We start from the raw sequence: 18,909 nt of genomic DNA, 5'->3' as shown, positions 1-18,909 counted from the left end.
GGCAGATCAACCATGCAGAAACATCATTCAACTTCCGAAAACAACGGTTTTTTCTCCCGCGTATACGAGATTGTAGCACGCATCCCGGAGGGTAAGGTCGTCTCCTACGGTCAGATCGCGCGTATGCTGGGCGCACCGCGGGCGGCAAGACAGGTCGGCTGGGCCATGCGCCACTGCCCTGATGAGCTTCCCTGGCAGCGTGTTGTGCGAGACGATGGCTCAATTGCCGGCGGCGGCTATGCAGACCTGCGCCGTATGCTCCTCTCCGGAGAGGGCATACAGTTTCTATCCAATGGAACCATTGACATGAAGCACTATCGCTGGAACGGAGAATAACCGAAGCTGCAGCCTTAAGGCCGCAGCTTCTTCATTACACAAATGGGAGACCTTTCGGTCTCCCATCTGCCGCAATTAGTATTTCATTTCGAAATAATACTGTAATTACCGGTTGGTAGAATTAGTCTACATAGATATACTCAATCTTCTTGTTCTTGACCACTACCTTGAAGCCGTCGCCGTCCTTCTTGGTACCGCTCTTTATAACAGTACCAGCTGTATTGACAACTGCAAAGTCCTTAGCATTGTTGATCTCGTAGTAGGTGTCGCCATCCTTCGCCTTGCTGGTCTTGGGCGCCGCTTTCTTGATGCCGTTGCTCTTCACGAAGTCAGATACAGCAACCTTCTTAAGATAGTCCGCAGAACCTTCCTTAATATTGATAATTTCAATCTTGTTGTCGCCGTCAGCGGTGAGAAGCTTACCGGACAGATAGTACTTGTCGTCATCTTCTCCCTTGATTCCGATGCCCTTGTCGCTTCCGGCCTTCTTGAACTTGAAGGTGAAGGTATCGCCATCGATCTTGACCTTCTGGTTGCCGGTCTTCATAGCGCCGTCGTGATCCTCGTCATCAGAGAAGAAGTAAACTGCATAGTCTGCGCTCATGCTGCTCACATACTCATCAAACTCATCCTCTGTGTCATAGAGTTCATCATCAATATACTCAGCGATCTCGTTGCCATTCTCAACCTTCAGAACTGCAAGGCCGGAGATCATGGAGCCATCCATATCGAACGCATACTTCTTGCCCTTGATGGACTTGATTTCACCGGCGTAAATCTTGCCGTTGCCGTCCGCATAGTACCAGTTTTCCTCGCCGTCGTCATAATCTGAAGTATTCAGATAGTAACCCGGAACTACCTTGAACCAGCCCTTGGTGTAGCGAGCGCCGTCCTCCGGTGAGGAGAAGTACATGAACTCTTTTGCATGCTTTCTCTTAGCAGCATTGGTATCGGTAGCAACACTCGTAGAAGCCTTGGTGTACCAGTCAGCGATCATACGGCCTTCCTCATCAAAGCCATACTTCCTACCGTTGATAGTCTTGCCGGTCTTCTTGGTCTGCTTCTTGCCGGAAGACTTGAAGTAGAACCAGCGAACCTGATCCTCATCCCAGAAGGAATCGCCGGGCTGATCGGTATCAGCATCTGTGACATCGGTCAGAGCGATCTCTCTCCAACCGGTGGTCATGGCGCCGTCGTTCTCATCGCCGAAGTAGTACTCGCACTCGGCGTAAGCGTTGTCATCGTAGTTGGTCGTGCCGTCTTCCTTGTCGACCCAACCATACTGCATCTTACCCTCATCGTTGAAGGCATAGGTCTTGCCGTTGATGCTCTTCTTGAAGATCTTTCCGCCGGTGTGGGTGTTCTTGTAAGCCTTGCCGTTCGCCTGGAAGTAGTACCACCAGACATCCGGCTCGTTCTCCTCACCAGCATCCTCGTTGTCGATCGCGACCCACTGGTTACGAACCATAGCGCCGTTTGCGTCAACATAGTAGTAGTTGTCATCATCCTCGATCAGAGCGTCGGTAACCATCTGACCCATATCGTCAAGATAGAACCAGTTGTCGCCGGACTTCTCCCAAGTCTCAGTAACCTTCTCGCCCTGCTTGTTGTAATACACCCATGTTCCATCCTCTTCCATCCAGCCGGTAGCTGCGAAAGAGGTCATGGATGCACCGATTGCAAGAAGCGCTGCTGCAGAAACGACTGCTGCAATCTTAGTCTGCTTTCTCATAATAAATGCACTCTCCTTTTCGTTTTTTGGAAACCTTTGAAATCCCTAATTGCGTTCCCTGAGATTGTACCGCTGTTTATTAGGAATTGCAACTTACAAATCCCTTACAGTGGTGCCTTTCTCTGATTACAGATCCTAGTATAGACGATTCCCGGAGTGAATTCTATAGCTTTTCTCCGGCTATTTTCTTACGTAAATATTACAGCTATGTATTTTTTTGCCCTTTATGTATTTATATAAATACAATCCTGCGTCTGCCGCATACGCGCCCCGCCCACACCCAGAGTAAACGTAAGATCAGTACAGATACACCCTTTTCTTATATGAGCTCTGTGTGCTATAATGTTCATATTCTATTGCCTTTCTTTTTATTTGAACATGCGAGGTAGCTTATGGACTACACAGCTTTTCTTCTGCGGGAGCTCACAGAGCAGCCGCAGCTCACACAGCGCGCACTCGCAGAGCGGATGCACATCTCTCTGGGGCGCGTCAACACTCTGATTGCCGACGCCACGGAGCGCGGACTCCTCTCCCCCGGAAACCGTGAAATCACAGAGAGCGGCGTTCATTTTCTGGAGCCCTTCCGGGTGGACGGCGCAGTGATACTCGCTGCGGGCTTCGGCTCCCGCTTTGTTCCGCTGAGCTATGAGCTCCCAAAGGGACTGCTCCGGGTACACGGAGAGCGCATGCTGGAGCGGCAGATCCGCCAGCTGCACGAGGCGGGTATTTCCGACATCACCCTCGTCGTAGGATATCTCAAGGAGAAATTTGACTATCTCATTGATCAATTCGGCGTGAAGCTCCTCTATAACCCGGACTTTGCGGAGAAGAACAACATCTCCTCCGTATACCACGCGCGGGAGCTGTTCCGCGGGCGGAACATGTATCTGCTCTCCTCCGACAACTGGATGCGCGAGAATATGTATCATCGCTATGAGCCGGGCGCCTGGTACTCCGCAGTCTATGCCGACGGTGAGACCTCCGAGTGGACACTCACAGCCAACAAGCGCGGGGTCATCACCGATGTGCAGATCGGCGGTCAGGACAGCTATGTAATGTATGGGCCTGTGTATCTCTCCCGCACATTCTCGGAGGCGCTGCTTCCCGCGCTCACGGAGGCCTATGCCACACCGGGCAAGGAGCAGTACTACTGGGAAAATGTCTACATCGACCTGCTGCACGGACAGCACGGCCGCACAGTCTCCCCTGAGATGAGCATCAACCGCCAGCCCGACGACCAGGTCTACGAATTTGAAAATCTGGAGGAGCTGCGGCGCTTCGACCCCTACTATCAGGATCACTCGGACAATGCCGCCATGGAGCTGATCTCCCGCGTCTTCCGGGTTCCGGAATCTGAGATCCGCGGCATAAAGCGCCTGAAGGCCGGCATGACCAACCAGTCCTTCCTCTTCTCCGTAAAGGGACAGCAGTACATCTGCCGTATCCCCGGCATCGGAACGGAGCTCCTGATCGACAGGCGCCAGGAGCATGAAAACTACCGCGCGGTGGAGGGTCTCGGCATCTCTGAAAAGATCATATGGTTTGACCCGGAAAATGGCTACAAGATCTCTGTGTTCTATGACGGCTCCAGAAACGCAGATCCGGAGAGCGCCGAGGATATGCAGCGCTGCATGCAGCTTCTTAAGCAGCTGCACCACTCGGGCACAAAGGTTTCGCACCGCTTCGATCTGCGCGAGCGGATCGCATTTTACGAGCGGCTGTGCCGGGAGAGCGGCGGCATCCCCTTTGAGGATTACCCGGAGGTGAAAGGGCGCATGGAAGAGCTGCTCCGGTACCTTGGCTCACTCCATCGACCCGAGGCGCTCTCGCACATAGACAGCGTCGCCGCAAATTTCATCTTCACAGGGGAAGGGCTGCGGCTCATCGACTGGGAATATGCCGGAATGGCCGATCCGCTGATCGATGTCGCCATGTGCGCGATCTATTCCTATTATAATAATGAACAGACAGAACAGCTGATGCGCTTCTACTTTGAGCGTGAGCCAGATGACACAGAACGCTCCATCATCTGGAGCTATATGGCGCTCGGCGGTTTTCTCTGGACACTATGGGCCATATACAAGGAAAATCTCGGCAAGACCTTTGGCGACTACACGCTCATCATGTACCGCTATGCAAAGGACTACCACAGACGGGTGCAGGAGCACAGGACACGGGTAATGTCGGCAAGGGGCAGCATCCGCTCATAAAAAATAAACACCACAGAACATCCGCAAGAACCACAGCTACAATCTCTACCAACACAAAATGTAACAAATAATTAGGAAAGCAGACACTGTTTCCTTTCCTGCGGCAGTGCTATACTAATACTATATTTTGAAGATCATATTCATTAAGGAGGGTTGTTTCATGAGAAGAAAAGGGCTTGTCACCACTGCGCTGGTCCTGGCACTCGCAGCTGCCCCCGCAGTCACTGCATATGCAGCTACCGGATGGGTCTCTGAAAACGGAGGCTGGGTGTACTACGATACGGACGGAAGCCGTCACAAGGGATGGATTCAAACGAAGGACGGCTACTACTATATGGATCTCTCCGACGGCTCCATGACCAAGGGGTTCAAAAAGATCGATTCCAAGTGGTATTATTTCAGCGCGGACGGTGTGATGCAGACCGGCTGGATCAAGGACGAGGGGAAGTGGTACTACTGCCTCGAGGATGGCACGCTGGTGCAGGAGAACTGGCTGAAGGTCGGAAACAATTACTTTTTCATGCGCGGTACCGGTGAGCTCGCAGTCGGCTGGCGCAACATGAACGACAGCTGGTACTACTTCAAGGCAGACGGGCGCTGCGCCTTCAAGTGGATGAAAATCGGCGACGACTGGTACTGGCTCGGTACGGATGGAAAGATGAAGACCGGGTGGCAGAAGATTGACAACACCTACTTCTACTTTGGCTCCGACGGAAAGATGAAGACCGGATGGCTCTCCGACGGCACAAGCCGCTACTATATGAATCCCGCTGACGGCCGGATGACATACGGCTGGGCCAAAATCAACGATGTCTGGATGTGCTTCGATGAAAACGGACATATGCTCACAGGATGGGTACACTCAAACGGCGGCTACTACTATCTGGGCAGCGACGGCAAAATGGTCTCCGGAACCACTCTGACCATAGACGGCAACAATTACAGCTTTGACGCAAACGGCGCCTATACCGGTGGCGGCAGTATCGCCGCAAAGGAGGTGAATATTGCCTCCTCAGGCAGCAAATCCGGCAGCAGCTCCTCCGGATCCACCTCCACCGCCGCTCCGGGCTCCAATCAGAGCCGCGGGCGGGGACAGGCCAGCGATCAGACCAGCGGCCCCGGCGCAGGCTCCGGCAATTCCGGAGGCAGCTCCTCCGGCACTGTCGCCCCGGCAGGGTGGCAGTAACACACGAAGGGCGCACTTCAGCCTTCGTTTCACTGTCTCACCGTCACGCCCCCGCATCGAGTCTGACAATATCAAACCGACACAAATGAAATGATATATGTGCCACAGATACCTTCACCCGCGCGCAGATAAGATCTGCGGGGGCGCAGTATTTCTGGCGCTGTAATTCTATTGAGGTCTTATATGAAAACCCAAACGCATTTACCCAAGCGCCTTCTATCCTCCGCGCTTGCCGCGGCGCTGCTGCTCTCCTTCCCCGGAAGCAGCTATGCCGCAGACAAGCTGACGCGCATCTCCGACGGCAGCTACCGCCTCTTTGAAGAGGGAAGCAGCATCAGCGGCGTCCTGCACCGGGGTGTCGATGTCTCTCACTGGCAGGGCGAGATCGACTGGCAGACCGCCGCGCAAAACGACGTCGATTTTGTCATGCTCGGCACCCGCTATCAGGGCAAGGAGGATCCGCTGTTTCAGCAGAACGCGCGGGACGCCGCAGCTGCCGGCGTCAGGATCGGCGCATATATCTACTCCTACGCGACCACCGTGGAGATGGCGGAGCAGGAAGCGGATTTCGTTCTGAACATCGTCCGGGACCATCCCATCTCCTATCCCATCGCCTTTGATGCGGAAAATGCAGACACCCTCGGATCTCTGCCAAAGGACGAGATATCCGCGATCGTCCACGCCTTCTGCAGAAAAATCAGCGATGCGGGATATTATCCCATTCTTTACGCCAACGACTACTGGATCACAAACAAGCTGGACATGGACGCCCTCTCTCAGTATCCTGTCTGGGTTGCCGCCTATGAGCGCCCTGCAAAATACAAGAATCCTGTCATGTGGCAGGGCACCGAGTCAGGAAACATAGAGGGAATCAGCGGAGGAGTCGATATAGACCTCCAGTTCAAGGATTTCTCCTCTGTAATCCCCGCAAACAGCTGGAAAAAATTCGACAACCGCTGGTACTACTACCAGGACTACCGCATGCAGAAGGACACGCTGATCTTCGACGGCAGCAATTCCTACTTTATGAACCCGGACGGGACGATCTACACCGGAGGGTGGAAGGAGCTTTCCGGGAAGAAATGCTACTTCGATCCCGGCACCGGCATCATGCGGCTCGGCTGGAAACAGATCAATGGAAAATGGTACTACTTTGCTACTGACGGCAACATGCAGACCGGCTGGGTGAGCGATGCCGGGCTCTGGTACTATATGGGCAGTGACGGCGTGATGCAGACCGGCGTGGTCAATGTCAACGAAACGCTCTACTACCTCGGCGCGGATGGAAGCATGTACCACGACACGAAGGTCGAATATAACGGAAAGACCTGGTGGATCGACGGAGGCGGCGCCATGAGCGAATATCATGAGGAGACCGCAGCGGAGGGTACGGATGCGGGTAATGCCGGCGCAGCGCCCGGATCAGCTCAAACCGGGGGAATTTCCGCCGATAGCGCCGCAACAGGTGCGGATAAAAGTTCTACCACAGGCACCGGCAGCAAAGCTTCCTCTGACAGCTCTGAGGAAATCACCCATGTAGAAGCAAAGCCCACACTGGAAGGTGACACTTCCGGAGCAGGCAGTCAGGGCCGAGTGACTCCGGCGGGAGTATGAGGAAAATATCGATGTTTTGATCAGGGACGGGGCTGTCGCACTAAGGATTAGTGCGGCAGCCCCTATTCAATTACTCAATTGCTACCAAGCAATCAATTATGAAGAGAAATTGTCCCACAACCACCAGTAATATAAAAAGTATCCCCCACGACCATATTGCAGGTATCACTTACCATAATGGTAGCCAAATAAGCAACTTCATCAACAGTAGTATACCTTGAAGAAGGAGAAGTGGAATGATAAATTGAATCGCCATACTGTTTTCCTGTCATATTAGTTGCTGTTGGACCAGGAGCAATTGCATTCACCACGATACCATATTTAATAAGTGTATCTGCCAATCCCATTGTGAATCCTCTAATTGACCACTTAGACATCTCATAGGGCGTCCACGCTGGACGTAATGCTGAGGAGGAAGATACATTTAATATATGACCGTGAATATTATTTTCAATCATACGTTTGGCAATGCTTTGGGACGTAAAAAACACTCCTTTAGCATTTGCATCCATGACTTGATCATAAGATGAAATTGTAGTCTTAAAAAAATTGTTGTATCCAGAAACGCAAGCGTTTCCCGCAGAGTTAATAAGAATATCAATTTTCTTCTCGGAATAAATGTTCCAAGCTTGTTCTATTTTACCCTCTATAGAAGCTGCATCTGAAATATCTAAAATAATATACTTAGAGTTATTTCCAACAATATTAATAGCTTCAATTAGTCTCTTTTCATTTCTACCAGCAATGATTACTTTACAGCCACAAGAGGCCAACGACTTTGCGATGCCCAATCCGATGCCACTAGATCCTCCCGTGACAAGAGCAACTTTACCATCAAATAGTTGTTCTGGTAAAGCGGGAATGATAATCGATTTAACTTTTTGTTCTTTGAATAAAGATATAAATGATTGTAAGTATCGTTTTATTTTCATAGTCATTTTTTTATAGTCTGGCGCAAAGATTCATATCCATGTTGGCCAATCAATCCTTTAATAACTGTTTTAGCGTTAGACTTTATAGATCCTTTTAAAGAAGATGATAAATGAGTGACTTGATTTAAAGCATCATTTTCATCTGAGTCTTTCGTAAAAACTTCAAATACTATAGGTTTTTCTAATGATTCTGCCTGAGTAAAAATGGCAACTTTTTCATTAAACTCTTTCTTATTTGCAGCACTTATATAATCAAATCCTATACTTTCCACATATTTTTTAATCACACTATCGTCTGGACTTATAAAATGGCCTTTAGCTGCAATATACTGATCTGTACTATCACCTAATCCAGCTCTCATTGCAAGACTATTACCAATTTTGAATTCGGTCCCCAAGCCATTATTTACGACTAGTATTCTCATATTTTTACCAATATGCCGGTTTCCCATTGCATTCATATCATAAAAAAATGACAGATCTCCAAGAATGCAGAATGTAAGTTTAGATTGGTTAGATAGGGAGATCCCAACAGCAGTAGAAATCCCACCATCAATACCGAATCCTCCCACATTAGAAATGCACAAATCAATATCATTACCCGGGAAAATGTTCCATGATCTCAAAGTGTTTAAAATCCCAAGGTATAAATTACTATTAGATGGAATTTTAGATGCTAATTGATGTGATATCCAAATATTTGAGAAGGGAAGAATATCCATTATACTGGAAAGTTTTCCTTCAAGTTCATGATAAGTATTAAACCAATCGGAATAAAAAGTCACTCCGTCTTTTCTATCTTTTATATTATTGTATCTCGCAAAAAAGTTCTCATCACTCATCTCAAAAACATATTGTAATTTATGAAATGGGTCTTTTAGTTCCCCATCCAAATTAATCCTCCATACATTTTGCGGGTTAATTTTATAATATGCACCTGAAATATTCCCCAACTGTATCATTAAATCTATGTTATTGCACTGGAAGGAATTCTCTACCTGATTCGATACAACGAAAGGATACACCTTGTATTTGCCATTATAATTACTTGTGTGATCCACTAGTACTACAGCATTGTATTTTTCACAGAATTCTTCAATGGCTGCTGTTAAAGAGTCTTTAAATGGTTCGTGCTGCCCAATAAAAATAGCAATATTTTTACTTTTGATTTCAGGAAACTCTCCTGTGAAAGTGATTCGATCAACCACCCTTACAGTAGGCAAATCTTTTTCAGATAAATCAGCTACATACTCTGTAACTAGATTTATATGCACTGGTCCACTGCAATTATGTGTCAATTCCAGAATTGCCTTATTTGCATTCACCTGGCATGACCATTCATCAGTTTTAGAATGAATTGACGGTAAATAAACACTCATTTTAACGACATCCTTAGGCGGACATCTGCGATCAGTCACCTGTGGAATATCGTGGCCGATATCTTCATTTGCTCTAGAACTAGTGATTGCCAATATAGGAAGTTTTCTATAGTAAGCTTCAGTTAACCCCGGATAATAGTTTCTAGAAGAAGTAGCTCCTGTGCAAGACAAGGCAACCTTCTCTCCCGATTGTGAAGCAATCCCACACGCGATGTAAGCGGCGGATCGTTCATCAATACAGGAAAAGATTTCAAAATACGGATCATTTTGAATGCTTGCAACAAAACTGATATTTGTCCCCCCAGGGCTTGCAACAACCTTTCTAATTCCATGCGCCTTAAGCAATGCAATCAATATCTGATGATTTTTTTCAATAGTATAATGGCTGTTCATTATCTGATTTTTCTCCTCCGGCATTATTTTTTATCCCGCAAAGATGTTTAGTCTGTTTTGCATCAATGTGCCCTCCATTGAATATGCTCAAGCCAGCGCACAAATAAAGTTCATTTTAAACCACAGCGAGCTTTTTTAATACCCTTTGTACCACAATTAAAAGTTCATTCCTATATAAAACAATTTCAAGCATTAGCATTGCAAAAATCATCCAACAAGGAACTTCACATATAAGCAGGGTTGATTGTAATATAAGTATTAACCATGACATAAATATAAAAATACTCCTATTGGATATTTGGAAATATTTATCTAGAAACTTTTTACGTACAACAAAAATGATAAAACTACTAATCATTGTTGCAATAGTAATGCCTTGAATTCCAAACAATTTACACAAAAATATATTTAAAACAATATTACTAACCGCTCCAACTATAGCAGAGACAAACATTGGCACCGTATCTTTTTTAGCATTCAATATTGGTCCGATAAACCCACTTGCAGAATTAAGCACATTACTTACAATCAGTAGTGGAACAAACTTCCAAGCCACAAAAAAATCCTTTGCATATAATAGTTCTGCAATGTTCTTGGCAAAGCAAATTAAAAAAGATCCGCCCACGCACATAAAAGCCATACAATAATTAAACATGTTCTGATAAAAAGGAATTGCATCAACTTTATCAGATTCTCTTATAGCTGATATTTGCCAAGCTTGAATGAAAACACTTTGTAATGTATTCATTATATTAGGAATTTTATATGCAATCGATAAAATACCATTTGCACTTACTCCAACTATATACGTGACAATGTATTTATCAGATGAGCTATTAACCCACCAGACAACCATAGTTGCGATCAAAGGTATACAATAAGTGAGCATTTCTCTATTCAACTGTCTGTTAAAATAAAACCTTATATATTTCCATGGCTTAATTTGAATTAAATAATATAACGAAGGAACAACAAATCCCGTTATATTTGCCATAAAGTAACCAGACAGTCCATAGTTAAAAACCAATAGAAAAAGCACATTACATATTATAACTGATAATGTCCCTACTATACTTGCAAGTGCAATAATCCTCACTTTTTCAAGGCCTTTAGCCAATTGTATGCAAAACTGATAAATCGTATACGATATATAGAATACAAGTATATAGGCGTCATAGCGTGATAAGGCAGAAGGTAAATTAAAATATTGAATCACCTCAAAAACTACTATTCCTATTAAGATACCCAATGTAAGATATAACGCACTCAGAGTAACCACTTCGGTTCGACTATTGTTTTTGTCTAAAAGAAACCTCATTAAGGCTTCCAGAATATTACATGACAGTACTGGAAATAATAATTGGACCGTAGTAGATACGAGGTCATATACGCCATACTCTTGTGTTGTTAATATACTGGTATACAAAGGAACAAGAAAAACGATTAGAATCTTTGAAGAAAAATTACTCAGCGCAAGTATCCCAGTATTTTTTAATAAATATTGATATTTTGAGTTCATTTTTTCTTGCTCTTATTAACCCTCTATAACACGATAATTATAACTTATTGTCACACTCTAGTTAGCCCACCAAAAAGCATTTATTTATGCTAACACTTTCTGGATTGGCAATCTGCCTATGTGACCATAAAAACTATGCTTCAATTTTATTCAATAACCAATTTGAAGATTCAAGCCTTATTTCTTCTACTTTTTTATTGACACATTCATAATCAATTCTAGAAAGTTTTTTTACAGGCATATCAATGCGTTGCTCCAGATCTAACATTTCCAACAAATTTTGTATTCGAGCTGGATTCTTTTTATTTTCAAGAACCACAAAATTTTTATTTAGATTTATAGATAATGCAACTCCATGAAACGAGTCAGTTATCATAATTTCTGCATCGTTTAAAAGCTCTATAAAATCCGCAATGGAGGCACCTAAAATTTTTCTATCACACGCTTTATTGTAATAGCTGCTAAATTGAATTGCCCAAACAGGTAACCCCATTTTTTTCGAATATGCTTTTACTAGATCAATATATCTGTCTGTATATTTATCTCCCGATACAAAATATGTCAAAATATATTTTTTATCTACCTTTTTTATCTTTGAATATTTTCCAGCAAATTCAAGCCAATCTCGTTTGCGTAAAAGAAATGTGGGATCACAGACTACCTTTATAGGGGTAGTTATCAAGGACTGCAGTTGTTCTGCAGCAAAATTTTCTCTCACACTAATTGCGCAAAATTTTTTTAATGTCTCAGTAAAAGTATATTTATCCTGATCCCTTATTAAACTGCTTCCGATACTTGATGCATAAGATATCCTTTTTTTAGTTTTCCCAAAATCCAACAAAAAAACTCTATCTAATCTCCCCCCTGTTGTCTCAGGATTCCATATTTGATCGCTTCCTGCAATCAAAACATCGTATTCTAATTTTTCCATCCCTCCCACCTGAGTAAACCGTTTTTTACTCAGTCGATAAAACACGTCCAAATTATTTTTAAATCCTCTATTATAATACCTTACCTTTCCAAAAATTAGGGACTTAAAAAATGAGCTGATGTATCCGCCTATCCGACCTCTCTCTTTATAAAAATATTTGAGTTTTTCTCTATCATATTTATTGGAATAATTTACAATTTCTACATCATATTGATGCTGCAAAAGAAAATATTCCGTGGCAAAAGCTTGGAACCAAACTCCATAATTATATGAGTTAAAAAAAGTTACCAACCCTATTTTTTTCATACTTCCTCATCTCTATTTAACTTAAACGGATTTAATTTACCTTTTGATTAGTCCCCTAAACATGACAACTATCTTCGGAGAAATGGCCGCCAAACCTGCATACAATTTTGAAGGAAAAGAGTTACTGCCCCCCATGTAAACAAAAAAATAACGGCGAATATTATCTCGTATAATCCTGTTATACTTTTCCCCACTATAGTATTCCATTTTTGCCAAAGCTGAGATACAGTCATACACCAAATAACGTTTGGCATAATTCTGTAATTCAGGATAATATACTTTGCAAAAATCAATTTTTATTTGTGATGCCTTAATTCTATCTAGTTCCCTGTCATTAAATGCTGAATGTGTAATGCTATCTACGTTATAGCGATAATGATAACACGTCTCGTTAATTACAGATATGAAATTAGCTCGATCGAATACTCTATAAGTAACAAATTCGTCTTCATATAGTTTACCTGCCGGAAAAAGAATATCATCAAACAGTTTTTTTTCAAATAATTTATTACATACAGAATTAGATATACGTTTTGAAATCAATAATTCTTTCATGGCATCAGGACGTGAAAAAACTGTGTTCTCCGATATCTGACGCAGTTTTAATTTTTTGTTTCCATCAAAATGCCAAATGGCTGAAACAGCAATTTCTGATTTACTGTTTTTAATAGAGTGATATAGCTTTTCATAAAAATTCAAATCAACACAATCATCAGAATCTATAAAACCTACATACTGCGCACTTGCAACTCTTAACCCACAATTACGAGCATCTGACAAACCGCCGTTCGTTTTATGAATCACTTTAATTCTATCATCTATCTCTGCATACTGATCACAAATCTGCCCACTGCTATCTTCACTCCCATCATCTACCAAAATAATTTCTATATCTTGAATACTCTGTTTAATGATGCTGTCCAAACAATCTTTTAAATACTTTTCCACATTAAAAACCGGAACAATTACTGAAATTTTAGGCATTTATATAACTCCTATGCTATAAGACATACAAACTTTTCTATCGGCACAACCATGTAAACGTCAAAACCCTTGTCATATAATTTCCAATCGGAATCATTGTATTAAGCATATAGCCATTCAAAAAATACCCCACAAAAACCACTCCACATAAACAATACACATAAATAAATTTTGTAAACATATTACCCTCTGAAGCTGTGGCCTTTAAACTCACAGATACGCAAAATGTCCATAACGGAACAGTAAATCTCTGATATATCGGTGTTGTCATAAAAAAACAAGTCACTGTAAAAGCGTAATAAATCAATAAAAAATTATCCATTGCTGTTGACCATATCACCCGATTGTGCTTTTTTAAAATATAAAATGCATATGCACTTAGAACCAATGCGCAAATCGAAAATATTTTATTCAGCTTATAAAAACCACTACTACTCACAATTGAAGCCCAACCACCTGTATCCCATTTTAGATACATCAAACATCTTAAAGTAAAATACTGTATTTTTTCAGAGAACGGAATACCACGTGATATATAATTAATTGCATAAACTAAGTACTCAATATAGAACGGAATACCAATAATCAATGCAACTAATATCTTAATGAACTTTTCTTTCAAACATAACAGCAGTCTCATTATAAGAATTAAAACTGCTGCAAAATGCATTCCCAACGGCACAACATATAAAAAATATGTTAATATGTTTTTCTTTTTTTGATACAGTTCCCTATATATTGCAAGCATAATAAGTGTAAATGCAAGCAGGCCTCTTACAGAATTTACTACTACTGAAAAATTGATAAGGCCAAACAATGCAATTGTAAACATTCCCTGACTTAAAGTTGATATATTATTTTGCTTGCAAAAATCCTGAAAAATATACAGCCAAATCAGATAATTTAAAAAGCAAGATATTGATGTAACCAACTGATAATCTCCAGTTTTTGCAACTAACCAGAACCATATATCTATTACATATAAATCTTTATACATCCCTGCATTAAATATCTGAAGAAACTTTAAATCAGCATATCCCCTTACCATTTCAAGGTATCTAACTAAGTCCGGATCTGTCTTTGGGTTTTGAAAACAATATCCAAATGAGGCCATTAAAAATGCCAACAAAAGACAACCAAAAATTCTTTGGACATTGTTCTTTGATAGATAAGCTAAATAATAAAAAGGAGCACCAGTTACTGGTGAAACTAGAGTCAAAATGATTAAAAATGTGATTACAACAGCCATCTAAATACCCCATTATCCCTTTATTTAGCTTTATCAAATGGTCTCCACTCGCTTGGTGTATTCAATCCTTTTTTTCACAAAATCTATAAATGTGCCAACTTTTCTTGCAGGAACACCTGCGTATACGCTATCCCCGTCTAGATCCTTTGTTACTACTGAACCAGCAGCAACAATAACATTATTTCCTATCTTTGTATTATAGAGGATAAGCGTATTCGCCCCTATAAAAACATTATCTCCTATCTCAATACGTCCCTTCATTTCCTTGAAGCATACTTTATCGCTTACAGAAGCATAAAAATCAGATTCTATATTATTAAGCATATTATGCGCAACATCATGTGTACAAAAAGTTACATTTGACGCAATCCTCACATTATTACCAATACTAATCAATTTTGGATAAAGTGGTACTTTCCACCCTTGAATCATGACATTATCACCAATATGATTAAAAACTCCCATGCGTCTAAAAAACTTTGCTCTTTTTTCTCCAGACCTCAAAATCAAAGAAATTACAGAGAAAAATATCCTACTAGGCATAATCATACATTCCTTTTAATTAAGATATCACTATATTTCATCATATATATTCCTGATTCATAGTCACCTATATTCTTCTTATTCGGGACGCCTTGTAAATTATTCAAAATTAATGTTATATGATCACAACCTGATTCATAAGCATGTGGATATCCGCCTCCAAACCGGGGATTCACTTCGCTGATGTAGTACCGGCCTTTAATCTCAAAGAGATCAATATCAACCTGTCCCCGATACCCAGCTTCTAATACAAACTTCTCAATCAGATTAAAAAGTTTTGGATCCTTGAAACTTACAGCCTTATCTGTCTCACCAGCACGCATTTTGATTTTCTTCTTTGTGAAGATAGAAACCACCTCGCCGCTGATCATATCGATATAAACATCCGCACCAAGCTCCTGCCCATCCAGAAACTCCTGAATCATCAGGCCTTCTTCATGAGTGAAAAGAAGATCCACCGTTTCTTTATCGAAGGCTTTTGAGATGCTGATGGAAGCAGATCCGCAATAAGGCTTTACGAACACAGGATAAGTAACCTCTCCAGCTTCAACAGCCTTATAGAACTCCTCTTTATCCATCCAGGAGCGAGCGCAGTTGTAACCATTTGCAACAAGCCAGTGGTACATTTGCATCTTGTCCAGAGCCATTTCACACAGATCATAAGTACTGCCAATCACTTTCGTTCCTACAGAGTTAAACTTCTCTTCATTCAGGGCTAACAAACTCAATTCCGGATCGATAAGACTGAGAACTCCACTAATCCTCTCATCCTTACAAATCTTCAGAATTTTATCTATATAGCCAGGCTCATTAATCGATGGCACGATATAATATTTATCCGCATCGTAAATAGCAGGACCAAGTTCACTTGCATCTGTCGCAACCACAGTCCCCACGCCATCAAAAGTTCTCTTAAAATACTGGACAATCTTGTTTCTCGTTCCAGCTGCTAAAATCAGAAAGTTCATACTCACCCCTTAATATCGTCAAAGAATAGTGGTGTCCCACCTGTGTGAATAAATAGAATCTTCTTGCCTACTATATTTTCCTTTTCTATATACTTCTTCATTCCCCAAAAAGCCTTGCCAGTATATGTAGAATCCAACGGGATACCGTATTTGAGCAGTACTTCATTGATAATTTGTTCTATCTCGTCATTCCCCTTGCCGTACCCATCGCCGATATAATCATCGATAAATACAGTTGCTTCTTCAATTCGCTCATCGTCCCCCATGTACTCTTGGATGCTTTCCAAAACCACATTTCGACCTCTGGGATTTCTTCTGGCTATGCTGATTCCAACAATGATTTCTTTCCCATCATGTTTCACTTTTCCGCACACCAGCCCAGCATGTGTTGTTCCCGTACCTGAAGCAAAGAAGATATAATCAAAAGCTCCCTGTTTCCTTATTTCCTCATAGCACTGAACATAAGCTTCTGTACCGATATTCCCATGCCCACCGCCTGAAATGAAATATGGGTTCATCCCCTCAGTTCTAAGTTCCTGCAACTTGTTTTCAATTGTCTCATGTACTCTTTTGACTGGCACCGTAATTATCTCAGCTCCAAAAAACTTCATCATGCGGCTATTAAAGGTTTCGCCAGACACCTCATCTGGTCCGATGATTACGCACTTCATTCCACGTTGTGCTGCCATATTGGCAATTACTCTACAATGGTTAGAGTGCGAAGAACCGTAAGTGACCACAGTGTCAAAATTCCCTTTATCAATTTCCTTAAAAAACAGGAACCCTTTTCTTGCCTTATTTCCGCCAAAGGAGTATGGGATCAGATCCTCCCGCTTTAAATATAATGTATTGTGATTCCACAAACCCAAATTCTGTACAGGCGTATACTCCATGCTATTATCCCCTGTATAATGGGAAAAAGTGCTCATTCTTGATTTCATTCTTTTTCATGACTAATGTATCATAGACTGATTTGTTTCGAATTTTTTTGATTGCATAATATTTAATTACACCTGCTTCACCCGTAAAATTCATCTTAAACAGTTCAATGTTTCCTCCAGGCTTCCCCCCCCCCATGTCAAACACCTTCTTGCCAAGTTTTTGCCCATATAATGCAGCATGGTATGTCAGTAAGCTGTTACACTGAAGTTTGAAATACTCTGGATTGTTTCCGAGTAGGTAATAATGAACTATATCCACACCACATACAACAAGAACTGCAGTTATTACTTCACCATTTAACACTGCGTTGATTAGAAAAGCGTCTTTTCCAAAAACATCAAAGTACTCTTTTATATCCTCATATTCAAAGTTATAATAATCCCCGGTGTGATACTTATTCTCAGTATTCCTATATAGTCTTACAAAATCATTAATGGTTTCCCCTGTCATATCTATTTGGACTTTCACACCACCATTTTCTGCTTTGCGAATGGCTCGTGTGGCATTACGGTTATACCTCTTCTCGTAGAAATCTTCATCCAAGAAATTGCAATAAAAGTTTCCGTAGTATTCTGCCCCACAACCTTTTTCAATAAATCTATGATACTCATTCCATGGATCAATTTTCGCAAATTCAGCTATTATTTTTTTATCAGCACAATACTCATCGAATTTCTTGTTGAATGCCCTTACAAATCCTTCCTCTTTTCCAGGTGAAACCTGTTCTATCAGAGGACCTGCTACTCCACGATACGAAGCGATATCATAATACTGAACACCATTAACGATACCAGCTTTCTTCTTTACATACCTATATATAAGCCTACCGTATTCGTTTTCAAATAAAAAAGAGTCTAATACACCACCCTCTCTTGGTTCTTGTATTTTTGCCCACCTAATGTCACTGAATAAACTTTTCATTTAGTATCCCTCATTTTATTTTATATTTTCTGTATATTCTTCTTTATAAAAAAGAGCTGAGAATGTGCGGATGATAATCTTCATGTCAAGAATCAGATTAAAATTCTCGATATATCTAACATCTATTACTATTCGTTCATCCCATGCTGCCGAATTTCTTTTTAAAACCTGCGCCAATCCTGTAATGCCTGGACGCATATCAAATCTCTTTTTTGCAAACTCACTATATGAATCATATCCTTTGTAAGGGTGATAGGTTACTGGTGGCCTCGGACCCACAATGCTCATATCTCCTGCTAACACATTAATTAGTTGGGGCAGTTCATCCAGACTCGTCTTTCTCAACAATCGTCCAACCTTTGTTATTCTTGGATCATCTTCATCCCGACAAATTAACCCTTCACCTATTGACTCAGCATTTATTACCATCGTTCTAAATTTAAGTATTTTAAATACCTTACCTCTCAAGCCTATCCTTTCTTGATGGAAAAAGACCGGACCTTTGCTATCAGCTTTGATTGCTATACATATAACAAGAATAAACGGTGATAAAAAAATCAAACCAATCAAGCAGGCGCAAAAATCAAACAGCCTTTTTACCAGCAAATCTACATATCGCATAGCGTTTCTCCTCTAATTCAAAACACATTTATATAACCAATGGCTGAGTCTCCAGATAATGCTCCCAGAATAGTATGAGAATTACATTCTTACCTAACACTACAAGGGTCGTGATTATTACGACCCTTGTAGCGTGCAACTCG

Annotated in this window: 16 protein-coding genes; 4 read left to right on the top strand and 12 right to left on the bottom strand. The window is 41.9% G+C overall.

The features are described from left to right. Positions 1-12: 12 nt before the first annotated feature. Positions 13-336 (top strand): MGMT family protein, encoded by a 324-nt coding sequence (locus J2S20_RS08505; protein ID WP_106611352.1) that lies wholly within the window; start codon positions 13-15, stop codon positions 334-336. A gap of 121 nt (positions 337-457) precedes the next feature. On the opposite strand, the gene J2S20_RS08500 is transcribed toward J2S20_RS08505, so the two are convergent. Beyond that, a complete protein-coding gene (locus J2S20_RS08500) occupies positions 458-2,068 on the bottom strand; it encodes a PspC-like choline-binding domain-containing protein (RefSeq protein WP_106611351.1) in 1,611 nt (536 codons plus the stop codon). 392 nt (positions 2,069-2,460) lie between these two features. On the opposite strand from J2S20_RS08500, the gene J2S20_RS08495 reads away from it, so the two are divergent. From J2S20_RS08495 to J2S20_RS08485, 3 genes are all read left to right on the top strand, one after another. After that, positions 2,461-4,278 carry a phosphotransferase gene (locus J2S20_RS08495; protein WP_106611350.1) on the top strand — a complete coding sequence of 606 codons (1,818 nt, stop codon included), beginning with the start codon at positions 2,461-2,463 and terminating at the stop codon, positions 4,276-4,278. A gap of 160 nt (positions 4,279-4,438) precedes the next feature. Next, the gene (locus J2S20_RS08490; RefSeq protein ID WP_106611349.1) at positions 4,439-5,464 is read left to right on the top strand and encodes a PspC-like choline-binding domain-containing protein; all 1,026 of its coding nucleotides are present in this window, start codon (positions 4,439-4,441) and stop codon (positions 5,462-5,464) included. 183 nt (positions 5,465-5,647) lie between these two features. Then, positions 5,648-7,078: a GH25 family lysozyme gene (locus J2S20_RS08485; protein WP_307254993.1), complete on the top strand. Its 1,431-nt coding sequence runs from the start codon at positions 5,648-5,650 to the stop codon at positions 7,076-7,078. 92 nt (positions 7,079-7,170) lie between these two features. On the opposite strand, the gene J2S20_RS08480 is transcribed toward J2S20_RS08485, so the two are convergent. The 11 genes from J2S20_RS08480 to J2S20_RS08430 all read right to left on the bottom strand — a co-directional run bounded on the left by J2S20_RS08480 (position 7,171) and on the right by J2S20_RS08430 (position 18,766). Beyond that, positions 7,171-8,010: an SDR family NAD(P)-dependent oxidoreductase gene (locus tag J2S20_RS08480; protein ID WP_307254991.1), complete on the bottom strand. Its 840-nt coding sequence runs from the start codon at positions 8,008-8,010 to the stop codon at positions 7,171-7,173. A 2-nt stretch (positions 8,011-8,012) separates the two neighbouring features. Then, entirely contained in the window at positions 8,013-9,806 is a 1,794-nt protein-coding gene (locus J2S20_RS08475; RefSeq protein ID WP_211292126.1) for a thiamine pyrophosphate-binding protein, read from the bottom strand. 91 nt (positions 9,807-9,897) lie between these two features. Next, complete coding sequence (locus J2S20_RS08470) at positions 9,898-11,301, bottom strand: lipopolysaccharide biosynthesis protein (RefSeq protein ID WP_106611345.1); 1,404 nt, start codon at positions 11,299-11,301, stop codon at positions 9,898-9,900. 133 nt (positions 11,302-11,434) lie between these two features. Continuing rightward, positions 11,435-12,538 (bottom strand): polysaccharide pyruvyl transferase family protein, encoded by a 1,104-nt coding sequence (locus J2S20_RS08465; RefSeq protein WP_307254989.1) that lies wholly within the window; start codon positions 12,536-12,538, stop codon positions 11,435-11,437. A 36-nt stretch (positions 12,539-12,574) separates the two neighbouring features. Then, complete coding sequence (locus J2S20_RS08460; protein ID WP_307254986.1) at positions 12,575-13,522, bottom strand: glycosyltransferase family 2 protein; 948 nt, start codon at positions 13,520-13,522, stop codon at positions 12,575-12,577. Positions 13,523-13,559: 37 nt separating this feature from the next. Further along, on the bottom strand, positions 13,560-14,771 hold the full coding sequence (locus tag J2S20_RS08455) for an EpsG family protein (protein ID WP_106611342.1): 1,212 nt from the start codon (positions 14,769-14,771) through the stop codon (positions 13,560-13,562). Positions 14,772-14,804: 33 nt separating this feature from the next. Further along, entirely contained in the window at positions 14,805-15,236 is a 432-nt protein-coding gene (locus tag J2S20_RS08450) for an acyltransferase (protein WP_242934028.1), read from the bottom strand. Positions 15,237-15,316: 80 nt separating this feature from the next. Beyond that, positions 15,317-16,282, bottom strand: coding sequence for an ATP-grasp domain-containing protein (locus J2S20_RS08445; protein ID WP_106611340.1), 966 nt, complete (start codon positions 16,280-16,282; stop codon positions 15,317-15,319). A 2-nt stretch (positions 16,283-16,284) separates the two neighbouring features. Further along, positions 16,285-17,175 (bottom strand): 1-aminocyclopropane-1-carboxylate deaminase/D-cysteine desulfhydrase, encoded by an 891-nt coding sequence (locus J2S20_RS08440; RefSeq protein WP_307254981.1) that lies wholly within the window; start codon positions 17,173-17,175, stop codon positions 16,285-16,287. 4 nt (positions 17,176-17,179) lie between these two features. Beyond that, the gene (locus J2S20_RS08435; RefSeq protein WP_307254979.1) at positions 17,180-18,145 is read right to left on the bottom strand and encodes a GNAT family N-acetyltransferase; all 966 of its coding nucleotides are present in this window, start codon (positions 18,143-18,145) and stop codon (positions 17,180-17,182) included. 15 nt (positions 18,146-18,160) lie between these two features. Beyond that, positions 18,161-18,766 (bottom strand): sugar transferase, encoded by a 606-nt coding sequence (locus J2S20_RS08430; RefSeq protein ID WP_307254977.1) that lies wholly within the window; start codon positions 18,764-18,766, stop codon positions 18,161-18,163. Positions 18,767-18,909 lie beyond the last annotated feature (143 nt).

Source organism: Moryella indoligenes (assembly GCF_030812885.1).
Lineage (GTDB): Bacteria > Bacillota > Clostridia > Lachnospirales > Lachnospiraceae > Moryella > Moryella indoligenes.
Note: the sequence above shows the minus strand (reverse complement) of the source record. Positions and strands in the feature narration are given on the sequence as shown.

What these genes read in the sequence shown, in the direction of transcription:
- J2S20_RS08505 (WP_106611352.1), top strand. Translation starts at nt 13, where the DNA reads ATGCAGAAACATCATTCAACTTCCGAAAACAACGGTTTTTTCTCCCGC.
- J2S20_RS08500 (WP_106611351.1), bottom strand. Translation starts at nt 2,068, where the DNA reads ATGAGAAAGCAGACTAAGATTGCAGCAGTCGTTTCTGCAGCAGCGCTT.
- J2S20_RS08495 (WP_106611350.1), top strand. Translation starts at nt 2,461, where the DNA reads ATGGACTACACAGCTTTTCTTCTGCGGGAGCTCACAGAGCAGCCGCAG.
- J2S20_RS08490 (WP_106611349.1), top strand. Translation starts at nt 4,439, where the DNA reads ATGAGAAGAAAAGGGCTTGTCACCACTGCGCTGGTCCTGGCACTCGCA.
- J2S20_RS08485 (WP_307254993.1), top strand. Translation starts at nt 5,648, where the DNA reads ATGAAAACCCAAACGCATTTACCCAAGCGCCTTCTATCCTCCGCGCTT.
- J2S20_RS08480 (WP_307254991.1), bottom strand. Translation starts at nt 8,010, where the DNA reads ATGAAAATAAAACGATACTTACAATCATTTATATCTTTATTCAAAGAA.
- J2S20_RS08475 (WP_211292126.1), bottom strand. Translation starts at nt 9,806, where the DNA reads ATGCCGGAGGAGAAAAATCAGATAATGAACAGCCATTATACTATTGAA.
- J2S20_RS08470 (WP_106611345.1), bottom strand. Translation starts at nt 11,301, where the DNA reads ATGAACTCAAAATATCAATATTTATTAAAAAATACTGGGATACTTGCG.
- J2S20_RS08465 (WP_307254989.1), bottom strand. Translation starts at nt 12,538, where the DNA reads ATGAAAAAAATAGGGTTGGTAACTTTTTTTAACTCATATAATTATGGA.
- J2S20_RS08460 (WP_307254986.1), bottom strand. Translation starts at nt 13,522, where the DNA reads ATGCCTAAAATTTCAGTAATTGTTCCGGTTTTTAATGTGGAAAAGTAT.
- J2S20_RS08455 (WP_106611342.1), bottom strand. Translation starts at nt 14,771, where the DNA reads ATGGCTGTTGTAATCACATTTTTAATCATTTTGACTCTAGTTTCACCA.
- J2S20_RS08450 (WP_242934028.1), bottom strand. Translation starts at nt 15,236, where the DNA reads ATGGGAGTTTTTAATCATATTGGTGATAATGTCATGATTCAAGGGTGG.
- J2S20_RS08445 (WP_106611340.1), bottom strand. Translation starts at nt 16,282, where the DNA reads ATGAACTTTCTGATTTTAGCAGCTGGAACGAGAAACAAGATTGTCCAG.
- J2S20_RS08440 (WP_307254981.1), bottom strand. Translation starts at nt 17,175, where the DNA reads ATGGAGTATACGCCTGTACAGAATTTGGGTTTGTGGAATCACAATACA.
- J2S20_RS08435 (WP_307254979.1), bottom strand. Translation starts at nt 18,145, where the DNA reads ATGAAAAGTTTATTCAGTGACATTAGGTGGGCAAAAATACAAGAACCA.
- J2S20_RS08430 (WP_307254977.1), bottom strand. Translation starts at nt 18,766, where the DNA reads ATGCGATATGTAGATTTGCTGGTAAAAAGGCTGTTTGATTTTTGCGCC.